Source organism: Chryseobacterium sp. JJR-5R, assembly GCF_034047335.1.
Taxonomy (GTDB): Bacteria; Bacteroidota; Bacteroidia; order Flavobacteriales; family Weeksellaceae; genus Chryseobacterium.
This window is the reverse complement of sequence record NZ_CP139137.1, coordinates 374,348-389,825: the sequence shown is the minus strand read 5'-3', so window position 1 is coordinate 389,825 and position 15,478 is coordinate 374,348. Positions and strand designations below refer to the sequence as shown.

Sequence of the window (15,478 nt, the reverse complement as noted above, 5' to 3'; positions counted from 1 at the left end):
TATTTTCTATTTCTTTTTGGATCTTCAACAAAATTAATATTAATTAATTGTTAAAAGTGGTTTAAATATAATGATATAAGTCAAAATGGCAAATAAAAATACAAGTTTATAACCTGCTGACTATGAATTTATTATCTCTGACCATTCAAAAATTGTATTAAAACCTTTTCCCCAAAAATAGTCCTTAAACCCATCAAATTTTGAGCTCATGACAAAATCTCCTCCCCATGCCCCCAGACTTTTCACAAAAACCGGGCAATCCATGAAAAGGCGGCTCTTAACTGCGGGAATTTCAATGAAATCTGATATTTTTTGCTCATGAATAACCATTAGCTCAGAAAAATTTTCCAATTCGTTACATAGTAAAATTTTTCTTGTAAGATCCGAAAATTCACTTACCTGTTTTTTAGACTTATTTTTAGACTTATAAAGACTGATTCCTTCACGGCTGTCCTGCTTCTGGTTCAGGTGGATAAAAATAAGCTCATTTTTAAAAGGAGGGTTAAAATTTACCTTATCGTATTTTATTTCAGGTACACTCTGGTACAGTACAGCTGATTTCTCTTTGGCTACTGCTATATCATAACCACTTCCGCCCAGACTTATCTTATTTAAATGAAAAGAATCCACGTCAGCCCATTCCCCTAGGTTGGTCATTAACGTAGAGCTGCTGCCCAGCCCGAAGTCTGCAGGAAACTGAAGATTTGTTTTCAGGTGATAGGTAAAATTATTTTTGAATTTAATTTCAGAAAGTAACTGAACATTCTGTAAGGTTTTTAAAATGAATTCAGCACCTGAAGGAATATTGGTTTCTCTGACCTGCCAGTTTTTATAATTAATGACAGCCCTCAACCATAATTTGTTTTGATGATAAGCCTCCCAAAAGATCAGGGATTCTCCGTTATCTGTTTCCCGGAAATAAAACTCTTGTCCGAGCCTGGTAGGTACCGCCAGGACAAGAGCTCCATCCATGGCGAAATATTCTGAAGTAAGCATCAGCTTTCCCGGTGAAAATATTCCGCTCATTATTTATTTTTTATTTTAGATTGCAGAAGCAATAGCTACAGAGGGATCTATTTTTCTGATCAGCCCCTGTAATGTTTTCCCGGGCCCTACTTCTACGAAATTAGAGGCTCCGTCTTTAATCATGTTCTGAACCGACTGCGTCCACTTTACAGGTCCTGTCAACTGGGCAATCAGGTTTTTCTTGATTTCATCAGGATCAGAAACTGAAGTGGTGGTTATGTTCTGGTATACCGGAATAGTTGCTTTCCTGAATTTTGTCTGCTCGATGGCTGCGGCCAGCCTTTCCTGTGCAGGCTGCATCAGCGGAGAATGAAACGCGCCGTTTACCGGCAGTAACAGAGCCCTTTTGGCACCTGCTTCCTTCATTTTGGCACAAGCCTCTTCAACAGCTGCCGTTTCTCCGGAAATCACAAGCTGCCCGGGGCAATTATAATTAGCAGGAACTACGATTCCGTTAACGGATGCGCAGATTTCCTCTACTTTAGCATCATCCAATCCCAAAATAGCGGCCATTGAGCTAGGATTTGCATCACAGGCTGCCTGCATGGCTTTTGCTCTCTCTGAAACCAGTTTCAGGCCATCGGTAAAAGATAAAACGCCGTTAGCAACCAGTGCTGAGAATTCCCCCAGTGAATGCCCTGCTACCATTTCAGCTCCTAGGCCGTTTACCGCTTTAAGCGCAGCTACCGAGTGGATAAAAATAGAAGGCTGGGTAACTTCAGTTTTCTTAAGATCCTCATCCGTTCCGCTGAACATCATTGAAAGGATATCAAACCCTAAAATTTCATTGGCAGATTCCATCAGATCTTTAATATCTTTTCTGGAATCATACAGTTCTTTTCCCATTCCTACGAACTGAGACCCCTGGCCGGGAAATACAAGTGCTTTCATGTATTAATTTAAATATTTTGCAAATATAATGTTAATAATATACTTTAAAACCAACTCAATTGATTTATGGAACTAACCGGATCACACGATAGCCTGTATTGATATAAGCACCGTTTGCTTTTGATTTTACAAACTCAAATTTTGTAGCCAACTGGGTCTGGACTTTGTTGATCTGCCTGAAGATTTCCCCTTTACGGTTCTCTCTGGTCAGCATGTCATTAACCACATCAAAACCGATAATGGCATATTTAGGAGGCGTTTTACAGTATTTGCTTTTATAGGCAGCAAGAATCTCTCTTTCAAAGCTTCCTTCTGTATTGATTTTGCGGTCCATAAGGTATACCAGATTGGCCTGGCTCAGATCATCCACTTTCTTTTCAAAGACAGGAAAATAATTCATGCTGAATGCTTTTACACCCTGCACTTCTTTGGATAAGGCAATCACTCTGTTGGCAAAAGCCTCTCCTGTTGCATCGCTATCACTTGCAAGAATAGCAATTACGGGAGCCGACTGGCCGGTCATCATATTCTGGTCCAGCTGAATATCCGCAGGAGAAGATACCACTGTAATATTGGCATTTTTCAGATTTTTTTCAAGACCTGACTTGATATAGTTCGCATTTTCCTTTTTAGCACCGGATACGATATAGATCTTCTGGTCTGAAAATGCAGATTTCACTTCATCCACAATTTTATCCGCATACGTCTGGTCATTGGTTTCAATAATAATCAGGCTGTTGTAATTATACAATTCCGGGGAATTTGCAAAAGGCGCAACAATAGGGATCTTCTGGTTTTTTGTAAAGTCTAAAACATCAACGACATTCGACTTAAAAAACGGCCCGATAATCAAATCTGTATTATCAGGGTTGATCTGTGTCAGTGAATTGCGGAAAGATCCTTCATTTCCTGAATCCACTATTTTGATATCCAATTTCTGCCCGTTTCTGGCGTTTCTTTCAATAGCAAGCTTTGCGCCCGTCAGGAAATCCATGGCCATGGTTCTGTACTGGGTTTCATTGGTGCTGTACCCGAAAGGCAGCATTAAAACTACGCTCAGCGCATCACCGTTTTTCTTTACATAAGCAGGATCAAGCTTTTTGATCTTCAAGACCATTCCGCTTTTTAAACCGTTGGAAAGCTCAGGATTCAGAGCGATCAGCTCATCAATGGTAATTCCAAATTTATTTACGATAGAGAAAACGGTATCACCCTGCAGAACGGTATAGGTGACATAATCATCAGCTGTTCCCGTGGTAATAGTAGAGGAAGATCTTTCGTTTCCGGAGTCTACCTTCGTTTTTGGGTTGGCTGTTTCTTCAAAAACATCCGCTCCTGTATTTGTTTTTACACCGGATTTTGCAACTTTAATTGTTTCGCCGGGTTTCAGCCCTTTTTCTTCCAGGCCTGGGTTTAAGGCGAAAAGTTCTTCTCTGGTGATATTGAACTGCCTTGAAATCCTGTAATAGTTATCTTTTTGCTGAACAATATATTCTCCTTCTGAAACTTTTGTAACAGGGGTCTCAGTGGCAGACTCTACCGGCTTTACAACCGCCGTAGCTGTTACCGCAACTGTCTGCTGCTGGTTCCCGCCATATTTTTTAATGCTTTCAAAAGGCAGGGAAATTTCATCACCGATTTTCATGTGGGAATCCAGCTCGGGATTAAGTTTCCTGAGGTCGGTTTCCGAAATCCGGTACTGTTTTGTGATTCCGTAAATGGTCTGTTTCGGCTGAAGGACAATTTTTCCTGTCTTGGCATTGTTCACCGATTTGGGTGCGGATACCGTTTTCGGTGCCGGCGCAGCCATTTTATCATTATTAAGCTTTAAAACTTCCCCGATGGCCAGTTTGCCATCTTTCACAGACGGGTTAAGCTTTAGGAGCTCATCTACAGTCAGCCCGTATTTTTTTGCAATATTATAAGGGGTATCGCCTTTTATAACGGTGTGCGATTTCTGAGCAGACACTCCCAAAACCATACATAAACTGGACAGAATAAAAAACCTCTTTATCATATTGGATCATTATAAGTACAAAAATACTTCTTTAAAATTAAATGGCAACAATTATTAGTTTTGACTCATCTATTTGCATTTCTTCTAAACAAGTCTCTATCCAGGAATAGCCGTGGTCTGCAAAGAAGACACTGAAATTATATATCCTTTCCTGCCAGTTTTTAGAAGGATGTACTTCTAAAAAGAGTTTTTCCAGTCTTTCCAGCAGTTCACTTTTCTTAATTTTTTCTGCATGGAGAAGGCGTTTTTTCATTCTCCGGAATGATTTCAGCTGTCTTACTTCTTCCGCTTTCACCATATTCCCGAAAGATTGTTCAGTAGTTTCGGCTGCGTCTTTTAATTCTGAAAACTGGCTGATCAGCATATTTTCTTTTTGCTCCAACAGGGAAAGGACAGCATTATTATCCAGTATTTTATTATTGGTAATCGCTGTAAAGTTCTGAAAAAAATCTTCAGTCCTGAGACCCAGTTTTTCAATTTTACCCCGCGTTTTTTCCTTTATAAAGAGCATGGAGTTCCTCGGGATCAACACAGGAAAAGGGATATTTATTTGTGTAAAATAATCTTTGAGTTCCAGCCAGTACATGATTTCAGCATTGCCTCCGATATAGGCCAGATTCGGCAGCATGGTTTCTTGGTATACCGGACGCATCAGGGCGTTCGGACTGAATTTTTCAGGATGGCTGTCCAGCTCAGCCATGATTTCTGCTTTGGTAAACTGAATATCGGTATCTATAACCACGTACTTCTGACCGTCAAATTCAATTCGGTCCCGGGTTTCGGAAAGGTAGAATAAATTAATTTCACGGGGGTTTACCTGAACTTTTCCGTATTTTTCCGTTAAGAAATTTACTTTTTCTTTTGATGTTTTGTATAAGCTGAAGTTAAGAAGTTCATCCCTGAATGTTTCCTTAACCTGATTTTTCAATTCCTTTGAATCCCCGTCAATCATCAGCAATCCAAATTCCGAAAACAGACGGTTAACCAACGTTTTAATAGCTTTTGTTAATGTATTCCCGGATCTGTATGCTTCTTTCAGCATCAGGATCAGCTCAGTCCCGAATACACAGTCTTTAAATTCCTTTTCAAATTCTGAAATAAAGAAGGTGTCATTGATTTTTATTCTTCCGACTGCACCGCCCGGTCTTTCATTAATCTCATAATAACCGTTTTCCGTTTTAAAATGGTTGATTTCTGCAAAATCGTGGTCTTCGGAAGCCATCCAGTATACGGGAACAAAATTAAAATCCGGAAAGTTTTCTTTTAAATAAGAGCAGGTTTTAATGGTCTGCAGGATTTTGTACACAAAAAAAGCAGGTCCCGAAAAAAGATTCAGCTGATGACCGGTGGTAATTGTGAACGTATTGATCTGTTTCAGGTTTTCAAGGTTTTCGCTCTGTTTTGCAGAAAGCTCAAGGCCTGACATCTGGTTTTCCAGCGTTTCCGCAAGTACTTTTCTCTGAACCGGAGTAAAAGAGCCCTGCTTTAAATGAATCTGATTTTTAAAATGGTCTAAAGAGAATGTATATTCTTCAAATCCCTCAATTTTATGATTCAGAAAGTCTTTTACCAACTGGGGAATGCTTTCTATCTCTTGGAATGATATTTTGTGAATAGTTTTCAACTGTGATACGTTTTAGTTGAACAAATACCATACAATCCCTAGATTCAGCCTGAAATCATAGACCGGATAACTTGGAAATGCATACGCTTTGTTATGTGAAATTACGGTACTGATCTGCTGGCCTTCAATAAAGAAGAACATTTTTTTAACCTTCATATTAAAGTAGATATCAGCAATCGGCTGTCCGCCAATGGAAAATGAATTGGCATCAGGCAGAATATATTCATTAAGAACCGGGAAATATTCCCTTGATGCAAATTTTGAAAAATAATATACTTTAAGTCCCGCCTGGATTTCTGCGGCGTTTTTAAATGCTTTGGACTGGAAAAAGAAATTGGCTCGGCCGATAAATCCCGGCAGAGGCAAAAGATCTTTGTTGGTTAATACATTCTGGAACTGCAGCCTTGTATTCAAATGGAACTTCCCGTAGCTGAAAGTGGCATCACCCCCGATCTGCGAAATATTTACCGGGCTCTCACTTTGCCTCGGCATGGCAGCAGCATCAAAATAGGTATAGTTTTCAATTCTGAAATAACTGGCAAACAGTTCTGTTTTGAACCATTTCAGGTTGATGTTCCCCCCGATTTCCATAACCGACTGGTTTTTTGCATCGGGTAAGTAATAATTAAAGTTCCTGTAGACTGAAGTATTCACCAGATAATTAAATGAAGGATAGGCACTCTGGAAATTTACTTTCGCATTGACAAAATAATCTTTAACAGGCTCGAATTTTAAATTGTTTGCCGTTCTGAGATATGTCCCGAACCGGCTTCCGTTTGAAAACTCCAGGAATGAATTGACCTGAACTTTATCGAAAAGCCTGATCTGTAAATTCCCTACGGCTCCGATTCTGGCTTCTTTTATTTCACCCGAAAGGCTGAAATCAGGCGAAATAATTTCTAAGGTCCCGAATTCGATCATCTGATAGCGGGCTCCTGCATCAAGCTTAAATTTTTCATTGTCCCAAACCAGGCTTACGGTATTGCTGAAATTATCGGAATATTTTTTTGAAGTAAGCGACGCTCCGTTTACCAAGTCTACTACTGTATCAAACCAATAGCCTTCCGCTGAACCCTGGGTATAGTAGTATTTATTTCCCTGATGCGATAGGGTATGTCTTATTTTAAAGGGAATCTTATCTGAATTGAAAGGCGCAAACTGATGCGTCAGGTAATATCTCCTGTAAGAAAACTGTGAGCTTGACGAAGCCAGGTTCACCTGCATATTCTGCCGGTTCCTGGAATCGCTGTTGCCATTCTGGAAAAGACTGTCCACTGCAATTCCCCCGCTTTCCTGGTTGTTTACATTCTGGTGCAGATAATGGGCAAACAATTCATAGTTTCCGCTTTTTGACACGTAATGACCGGAAAACAGAGTATTGTTATTGGCTGCTAAAGAGTTCCTGTACATTCCCTGCGAACGCAGCCCGGTATACTCCAGTGCAAAGTTGAACCGTTTCCCGATATTCTGCGTATAGGTAGAATGTAAAGCAGCACCGTTTTTCATGGCATTATGATAGACGAAAGTGGCAGTCGGCGTTTTTACATCATAATAACGGATGTCATTGACTCCTAAAATCCCATAAGATTTATGAGCAGGCAGCAGTGACAGGTTCTGTTCCGGATTGACTTCATAAGACAGAGGGTTAAACCCTGCCCCGATGTTGGCCACCTGTACCCGTCCGAAATTATCCCTGTTGTTATACTGCGAGAAAATATAGGTCTTGTTAAAGGTCATTACCGTATCAAAGACTTTCTTCTCCGAAAACTGGGTCTGGTACAGATAATCATTGATGGTCGGCTTGAATATTTTCAGGGAATCTTTCTTCCCGGAATCAATAACCAGGGTATCGTCTTTCGGAAGCTGATTGGCGTCTGTTTTATTGACGACCTGGGCTTGCGCAGTGAGGCTGAGGAAAAGTATGATGGAAAGGATGTATTTCATTTGATTGTTGGTTATACAAAATTTTATACAGCAAATCTAACTGTCAGATTTTGTAACGCAAAAATAAGAAATAATAGGGAATAAAAAACCCCGCATAAATATGCGGGGTTGATAAAAAAATATTCAATTTAAAATGTTTGATTAATAGCCAGGGTTTTGCTGGATTGCTTTATTAACATTTATTTCATCTTGTGGAATCGGCAGAGTCCATTTATTACTGTTAAGAGGTAAGTTAGATGGATTTGCAGCCGGATAATTTGCTGAACTCGATGAATAATCAGCCGGATCTCTATTTATCCCAACGCCAGCAAGGCTTCCCAATCTTTTTAAATCTACATATCTATAACCTTCATATGCAAATTCAATTCTTCTCTGTTTAAGAATTTCAGCCCAAGCCTGAGTTGCATTTGTGAATGAAGGCAGAGCTTGAGGCGTAGAGAAACGGGCATCTAATAAGCTTTTAATAGCTGTAGCAGCACCTGCTAAATCATTAGCTGCAGTTCTTGCTTCTGCTTTAATCATATACATTTCTGACAGTCTCATAACCTTAATATCATTGTTGAATCCATTTCCAGCAGTTACTGCAGCAGTAGCTGTACCAGAAACAACTCCTCCATGCTTATTTATAATAAGACGATCTGTATTTCTATAATCAGTGGATGTAGCATAATTTGCATCAATCAAAGAAGAAGGTGCAATGATTACATTTGCTCTTACATCTCCCAATGTAGCCAATGATCCGGCAGGCAAATTAGCTGGGTTCAATAAATTATGTAACGATCTACTTACCTCATAAAAAGGAGAACCTGCTAAATTAGGTCTAACGGAAACCCATCCATTATGAAGATTAGTATCCTGAGAATTCTGATTATTGGTTCTTTTAAACTTAAAAATCACTTCTGAAGTTAATGGCTGAGAATCTGTGAAAAACAAAGCACGATATTCAGCTGGAGTTGCTAAAGTTAAACCTGAACTGGTTATTACGTTATTTGCCCATATTTCAGCATTAGTATAATCTCCCTTAAATGCATAGGCTCTTGCTTTTAGTCCTCGCGCAAATGTTGCATTTGCATAGACACTTGAAAAAGCAATACTATTATTGGTAAAGATTGAAATAGCACTATTCAGATCCGCCTGAATACTTGAATAAAACACTCCGTTCGTAGCTCTTAAATTCTGTTTTTCATCTGGCAAAAAGACTCTGTCTGCTAAAACAGCGGCTAGTGCATTATCATCTTTTAAATTAGTTGAGAAGTAGGCCATTAATTTTAAATGGCAGTAAGCTCTCAGTGTTAGCGCCTGTGCTTTTAAATTTGCAAGTTTTTTTGCATCATCATTATTAACAGGCGTAATTTTATCTGCATATACTAAAACTCTATTAATTCTTGCAAGCGCAAAGTATGTACCGTTCCATAAGTTAATAGGACTTATCTGGCTGGGGTTCATAAAGAAGACATATTCAGTATTAAGTCCCTGACCACCATTTGCATATCCTATGCCAACTTCATCTGTAAAAACTGATGTAAAAACTGATTCTGTCCTACTTGTAAGTTGTAAGTATGCAGCGTTCATTACTTTTTCTATGTCACTGCTGGTCGTTAAAGCTACTTCTTCTGTTAGTGAACCTGGTGTATAAGGATCCAATACATCTTCACTACATGATACTAAAAACAAGCTGCTTGTTAAAATTATAGCATTTATTATTTTTTTCATTTTTTTTAATCTTTAAAATTTAACCATAAGGCCTAATGTAAATGTTCTAGGTGTCGGATATTGATAGACATCATTTGTCCTATTACTTTCAGGATCAAAACCTTTCCAATCTGTCCAAGTATATAAATTCTCACCCTGCAAAGTAATAGTAAGATCTCTTACAAAAGTATTCTGAATGAGACTTTTTGGTAGTCTGTATCCTAATTGAGCATTTCTAAGCCTAACATATGATCCATCTACCAAAAAACGGTCAGAATTATCCTGAGCTGCAAAATTAGCTGCATTTAATGATGGTATGTTAGTATTGGTATTTGTGCTTGTCCACGCATTTAATAAATCACTTGATACATTAAAAGTACCTAAATTAGATGGATCTAAAGAATTTGCTAAGTCATAATCATATCTTGCAAAACTAGATACAAAAGTGAATGTCGTTGATGCAAAAAATCCTTTCCATTCTAAATCGAAACCAAAACCGCCCTGATATTTTGGAAAATTATTATACTTATAAACTTTTCTGTCTGCATTGGTTGGATTTTCTGTAGGATTACCATTAATATCCTCAAATAATAAATTTCCATTAGCCGGATTTACTCCTATATAATGATATACATATGGTAAATTTAGCATATTTCCATTTATTGATCTGTATGTTGGATTTTGGAGTTGATCTACTAAACCAAGTGGATAATTATCAAATGTTTGTTCATTTCTTGCAGCATTAGCTCTTAAAGTAAATCTGGTATTTTCACTTTTTATTACATCATATGCCAAGTTTAACTCAAGTCCTTTATTTACTAATGTTGCATTGGTATTTCTAACAATATTAATAGTTCCGAGTATTGGAGCTGTAGGATCCGGCATAAAAAGATCTATTGTCTTTTTATTATAATGGTCAAAAGATCCTCTGAAACGTCTGTTAAATAACTCCCAATCTAAACCAATATTATATGTTTTTGTAGTTTCCCAACGCAATTGTGGATCTCCAAAATTAATATTATAAATTTGGCCTCCATTATATGAGCTTGCTGCTGCTGCAGGAATTGAATATATATCTGCAAATCGAGGGGGATTAAGGCCTGCAAAAACAGTTCCGTCAATTACCCTTTGATTTCCTACTGTTCCCCAAGAACCTCTAATTTTCAAATCATTAATAAAAGAAACATCTTTCAAAAAATTTTCTTCATTAATATTCCATCTTGCTCCTAAAGACCAGAATGTTCCCCATTGTAAATCTCCAATAAACCTGCTTGTTCCATCTCTTCTGGCAGTAGCTACAAAACCATATCTCTTTTTATAATCGTAATCAAAATTCCCAAAATAAGACACTAAATTATATCTTAGTTGTGAAGCTGAAATCTGAGGAGCATAAAAGTCATTTGTAGATAGATCACCTACATAACCAGCACCAGTATTAGGTATAAAAGTTTTAGGATTCAGGCCTCTCTGCCTCATATTATTTGCCTCGAGATTAGCAAAGTTATATTCAAAATTACCAGCCAGATTAAATGTGTGATCCCCCAGTTTTTTAGAATATTCAAGTCCTAATAAATTATTATAGGTAAATTCTCTTCTGTTATTGATATCTTCAAAACCAGTAAATTCCTGGCCTGCAGCCTGGAATAGCAATGCATTAAATGAATTGGGATATTCTGCTTGAGTAAATCGTGTATTTAATAATTGTGCATTAGTTCTCAACCGTGCTGTTAACTCAGGCAAAATTTTATAAGACACTTCGGATGTTAAGTCTAATCTAGTTTCATCAGTGACATTATTATATTGATTCAATTTATCTATTAGAAAAAGTGGTGTATATAATAATGTTCCGCTGGATTGATATAAGCTAAATAATTGACTTGAATTTTGATATTCTAATGGTGAAACATAGGGAGCTCCTGCATAAGCACCCAAAATATAATTACGATTAATTGCTCCTTCTCCTAAATTTGTAGCTTCCCGGTTTTTAGAGAAACCAGCTGCAATACCTACATAATATCTAAATTTATTATTTTCAGATTTACCATTAATGTTTGATCGGATATTAAATCTTTTTATTCCCGTAGAGGCAAGTATACCGTCCTGATCTAAGTATCCTACTGAAGTGTACGAATTAAAATTTTCCCCTCCTGTTTCAATGCCTAACGTATGGCTAGATAAAACGGCAGGCCTCAAGAAATAATCAACCCAATCTGTATTTATTCCATAATTCGCTATATCATTATCCGACATAGTAGCCCCTTGACCAATACCATATCTTTTCTCTAATGTTAGTAACTGATTGGAATTTGCATAGTTATATCTTTGTCTTTGCAGATATGAAACACCATATTGACTGGAATATGTAAAGTTTAATTTTCCTGAACCATACCTTCCCTGTTTTGTTTTAATAACAACAACACCATTAGAACCCCTATTTCCATATTCTGCTATAGATGTAGCATCTTTCAATACTTGCAGGCTCTCAATATCATTAGGATTTATAGATCTAAAAGTATCACTATTGGATGGAAAGCCATCAATTACGTATAGAGGATCAGTATTACCTTGAAAAGTCCCAACACCTCTAATTATAACTTGTGATTTTGCACCTGGCTGTCCTGTACTGGCAGTGATATTCACTCCAGCTAATTGACCTTGTACTACGTTCATCACATTTGCATTTGGTCTGCCCTCAATAGTTTCACTTGTTACAGACGCAGTAGAAGTTACTGCCGTTTTTTTACTAATAGTTCTATACCCTTGTACAACAACTGTTTCAATTTTAGTTTCTTTAGTTGAATCAACTGGCTTTGTTTGAGCAAAAAATGCCTGCCCTGTGAAAAACAAAACTCCAGCACTCAATACACGTAATCTCACATTCATATTAACAAATTTTAATATTTAAGATGACAAATATGTTAATAAATATTAACACTAACAAACTTCTTATAAATATATGATTATATAAAAACCATCTTAAATCTCTAATATAATATGCTTTACATATTTTTCTAGGTTTATATATCGTTAAATAACTTTATAAGTACTAAATAATAACTGTTAATATTATCTTTAACACTTTTAATATAATACCACGAAAATTATTTAGAATTATTATAAATTAATATATAAAAAAAGCCTGCTCTTTAAAAAGCAGGCTTTGATTATTATCTCAAAATGATAAATTATTTCAATTTCTTCTTCACGGAAACTTCTTCATATACTTCAAGGATGTCTCCCTGTTCGATATCATTGTACCCTTTAAGGTTCAGTCCGCACTCGTAGCCTTTGGTGACTTCTTTGACGTCATCTTTGAAACGCTTCAAGCTTTCAAGCTCTCCGTCGAATTTCACGATACCGTCTCTTAATAGGCGTACTTTGGAGTTTCGGGTCACTTTTCCTGAAAGAACCATACAACCGGCAATTGTTCCCACCTTAGAAATCTTAAAGACTTCCCTGATCTCAACATTCCCGATTACCTGTTCCTGAATTTCCGGAGAAAGCATTCCTTCCATCGCTTCCTTAACTTCGTCAATCGCTTTGTAGATAATTGAATAGGTTCTGATTTCAATTTCTTCACGGTCTGCAAGATCTTTGGCATTCGCGCCTGCTCTTACATTAAATCCGATAATGATGGCATCGGAAGCTGCTGCTAAGTTGATATCGGATTCAGTGATCTGCCCGACACCTGAGTGCAGGATGTTAACACTGATTTCTTCGGTTGATAACCTCTGTAATTGATCAGAAAGTGCTTCCACGGAACCATCAACGTCACCTTTAAGGATAATGTTCAGTTCTTTAAATTCACCTAAAGCAATACGTCTGCCCAGTTCTTCAAGCGTCGTATGTTTTTTAGTCCTGATCGAAAGTTCTCTCTGAAGCTGTTCCCTCTTATTGGCAATTGCTTTACCTTCACTTTCGTCGGCATATACACGGAATTTATCACCCGCTGTAGGCGCACCGTCCAAACCTAAAATGGTTGCCGGAATTGATGGGCCTGCCTCTTCAAGGTTTTTTCCTCTTTCATCAAGCAAAGCTTTTACTTTACCATGGTTTTTACCCGCTACTACATAATCACCGACTTTTAAAGTTCCTGTCTGTACCAGCATAGTGGAAACATATCCTCTACCCTTATCTAAGGATGCTTCAATCACAACACCTTGTGCGGCACGTTCAGGATTCGCTTTCAATTCAAGCATCTCAGCCTGAAGCAATACTTTTTCCAGCAAGGTATCTACATTGTTACCGAATTTCGCCGAAATTTCCTGAGCCTGCACGCTTCCTCCCCATTCTTCTACCAGGATATTCATTCCCGAAAGCTGCTGGCGGATGTTATCCGGATTGGCATTCGGCTTATCTACTTTATTGATTGCAATAATCATCGGAACACCTGCTGCCTGGGCATGGGAAATGGCTTCTTTTGTCTGAGGCATCACATCATCGTCCGCTGCAATTACAATAATAGCAATATCTGTAACCTGCGCACCTCTTGCCCTCATCGCCGTAAAGGCTTCGTGACCCGGTGTATCCAGGAATGTTATTCTCTGACCGTTTTCAAGCTGCACGTTATAGGCACCGATGTGCTGCGTAATCCCTCCAGATTCACCTGCAATCACATTGGTTTTTCTTACATAATCCAGTAATGAAGTTTTACCGTGGTCTACGTGTCCCATTACGGTTACGATAGGCGCTCTTGATAAAAGGCTGTCTTCCGTATCGATATCGTCTTCAGAATCTGCTTCTTCAAGATCAGCGTCAGAGAATTCGATCTTGTATCCGAATTCATCAGCTACCAATAATAAAGTATCAGCTTCCAGCCTTTGGTTCATGGTTACCATTACCCCTAATGAGAAACAGGCAGAAATTACTTCTGTAGGAGAAACATTCATCAAACTTGCCAATTCACCAACCGTGATGAATTCTGTAACTTTTAATGTCCTATCTTGTGCATCGATCTCCTGCTGACGTTCATCCTGTTCTCTACGGTAATTCCTCTTATCTTTTCTGTGTTTCGCAGATTTAGATTTACCTCCTTTATTGGTCAGTTTCTCAAGGGTTTCCTTGATCTGGTTTTTAACCTGTTCATCCGTTAATTCCACAGGCATGGTACGCTGTCCCGGTCTGTTGTTTCCGAAACGGTTTCCGCCTTGTGCACCCTGACCTGCAGGACGATTGACACCACCCTGGCCCGGTGGACGGTTCCCTTGGGCATTGTTTCCAAAACGGTTTCCGCCCGGCCCGGCCTGGCCAGGTGGGCGATTGCCCTGAGCACCTCCCTGGGTATTATTCCCAAAGCGGTTTCCGCCTTGTCCGCCCTGGCCTGCAGGACGGTTCCCCTGGCCTTGACCCTGAGGACGGTTCCCCTGCTGATTGCCTTGTTGATTATTATTATTACCTCCCTGCTGATTGTTGTTTCCGCCCTGAGGATTCTGTCCTCCCGGCTTCTCAATTCTCTTCCTCTTCTTTTTAGCACCTGCTCCTTTAGGGGCAAACTGCGTTAAATCGATCTTTTCTCCTACGATTTTTGGTCCGTCAAGTTTCTGGTAAACCGTTTCGATTTTCTGAGATTCCTGAGGCTGGGATTCTTCCTGGGCCTTTACCGGTTCAGCCGGTTTTACTTCAGCCGGTTTTTCAGCTACAGGTTTCGGAGCTTCTTTTACAGGCTCAGCCGGTTTCTGTACAGGCTTTTCCTCTGCTTTTTTCTCCTCCATTTTCGGTTTGTCTTTTTTCGCAGGTCTGTTTCTAGACTCGATCTGGGACAAATCTATTTTATCCAGAACTTTAAATTCCTGTTTTTCAGGAGTTGCCTTTACCTCAGGTACGGGTACCGGGGCAGGTGCAGGAACAGCTTCTTCTTTTTTCTCTTCCACCACAGGTTCCGGTTTCGGAGCAGGAGTTTCTTCAATCTCAGGCTTTTTAGGCTCCAGGTCTATTTTACCTAAGATTTTAGTTTCCGGTTTATTAGCTTTAGCTCTTATTACTTCAGGGGTTTTCTTTTCTTCAATTTCCAGTTTTTCTTCCGGAACTTTTGTGATCACCACCTCATGGGAAGCCTTACGCTGTTCGCCGTCCTTGGCAAACTCAGCCTCCAATGCAGAATATGCCGCTTCTTCTAATTGAGCGTTAGGATTGCTTTCAACCTCGATACCTTTAGCCTGTAAAAACTCTACTAACCTGGACATCGAAATGTTGAATTCCTTAACCGCTTTATTTAATCTAATTTTTGGCATTTATATTATTTACTGTTTTTTAATTCTTAAAATTAAAGTATTTCCTTTTTACTG

At 38.7% G+C, this 15,478-nt stretch carries 8 protein-coding genes; all 8 read right to left on the bottom strand.

From position 1 onward, the window contains the following. Window positions 1-120: 120 nt before the first annotated feature. The 8 genes from SD427_RS01785 to infB all read right to left on the bottom strand — a co-directional run bounded on the left by SD427_RS01785 (window position 121) and on the right by infB (window position 15,424). Entirely contained in the window at window positions 121-1,026 is a 906-nt protein-coding gene (locus SD427_RS01785; RefSeq protein WP_320559618.1) for a GYDIA family GHMP kinase, read from the bottom strand. 15 nt (window positions 1,027-1,041) lie between these two features. Next, window positions 1,042-1,917, bottom strand: a complete 876-nt coding sequence (gene fabD / locus SD427_RS01780) for an ACP S-malonyltransferase (RefSeq protein ID WP_320559617.1) — start codon at window positions 1,915-1,917, stop codon at window positions 1,042-1,044. Window positions 1,918-1,981: 64 nt separating this feature from the next. Next, window positions 1,982-3,934 carry a LysM peptidoglycan-binding domain-containing protein gene (locus tag SD427_RS01775; protein ID WP_320559616.1) on the bottom strand — a complete coding sequence of 651 codons (1,953 nt, stop codon included), beginning with the start codon at window positions 3,932-3,934 and terminating at the stop codon, window positions 1,982-1,984. Window positions 3,935-3,971: 37 nt separating this feature from the next. Continuing rightward, on the bottom strand, window positions 3,972-5,558 hold the full coding sequence (bshC, locus tag SD427_RS01770; protein ID WP_320559615.1) for a bacillithiol biosynthesis cysteine-adding enzyme BshC: 1,587 nt from the start codon (window positions 5,556-5,558) through the stop codon (window positions 3,972-3,974). A gap of 12 nt (window positions 5,559-5,570) precedes the next feature. Continuing rightward, entirely contained in the window at window positions 5,571-7,502 is a 1,932-nt protein-coding gene (locus SD427_RS01765; RefSeq protein WP_320559614.1) for a putative porin, read from the bottom strand. Window positions 7,503-7,643: 141 nt separating this feature from the next. After that, window positions 7,644-9,215 carry a RagB/SusD family nutrient uptake outer membrane protein gene (locus SD427_RS01760; protein WP_320559613.1) on the bottom strand — a complete coding sequence of 524 codons (1,572 nt, stop codon included), beginning with the start codon at window positions 9,213-9,215 and terminating at the stop codon, window positions 7,644-7,646. A 12-nt stretch (window positions 9,216-9,227) separates the two neighbouring features. After that, complete coding sequence (locus tag SD427_RS01755) at window positions 9,228-12,077, bottom strand: SusC/RagA family TonB-linked outer membrane protein (RefSeq protein WP_320559612.1); 2,850 nt, start codon at window positions 12,075-12,077, stop codon at window positions 9,228-9,230. A gap of 302 nt (window positions 12,078-12,379) precedes the next feature. Beyond that, window positions 12,380-15,424, bottom strand: a complete 3,045-nt coding sequence (gene infB, locus SD427_RS01750) for a translation initiation factor IF-2 (RefSeq protein WP_320559611.1) — start codon at window positions 15,422-15,424, stop codon at window positions 12,380-12,382. Window positions 15,425-15,478: the final 54 nt, after the last annotated feature.

Coding starts and splice junctions, on each gene's coding strand:
- SD427_RS01755 (WP_320559612.1), bottom strand. CDS start 12,077: ATGAATGTGAGATTACGTGTATTGAGTGCTGGAGTTTTGTTTTTCACA.
- SD427_RS01775 (WP_320559616.1), bottom strand. CDS start 3,934: ATGATAAAGAGGTTTTTTATTCTGTCCAGTTTATGTATGGTTTTGGGA.
- SD427_RS01765 (WP_320559614.1), bottom strand. CDS start 7,502: ATGAAATACATCCTTTCCATCATACTTTTCCTCAGCCTCACTGCGCAA.
- SD427_RS01785 (WP_320559618.1), bottom strand. CDS start 1,026: ATGAGCGGAATATTTTCACCGGGAAAGCTGATGCTTACTTCAGAATAT.
- SD427_RS01760 (WP_320559613.1), bottom strand. CDS start 9,215: ATGAAAAAAATAATAAATGCTATAATTTTAACAAGCAGCTTGTTTTTA.
- infB (WP_320559611.1), bottom strand. CDS start 15,424: ATGCCAAAAATTAGATTAAATAAAGCGGTTAAGGAATTCAACATTTCG.
- fabD (WP_320559617.1), bottom strand. CDS start 1,917: ATGAAAGCACTTGTATTTCCCGGCCAGGGGTCTCAGTTCGTAGGAATG.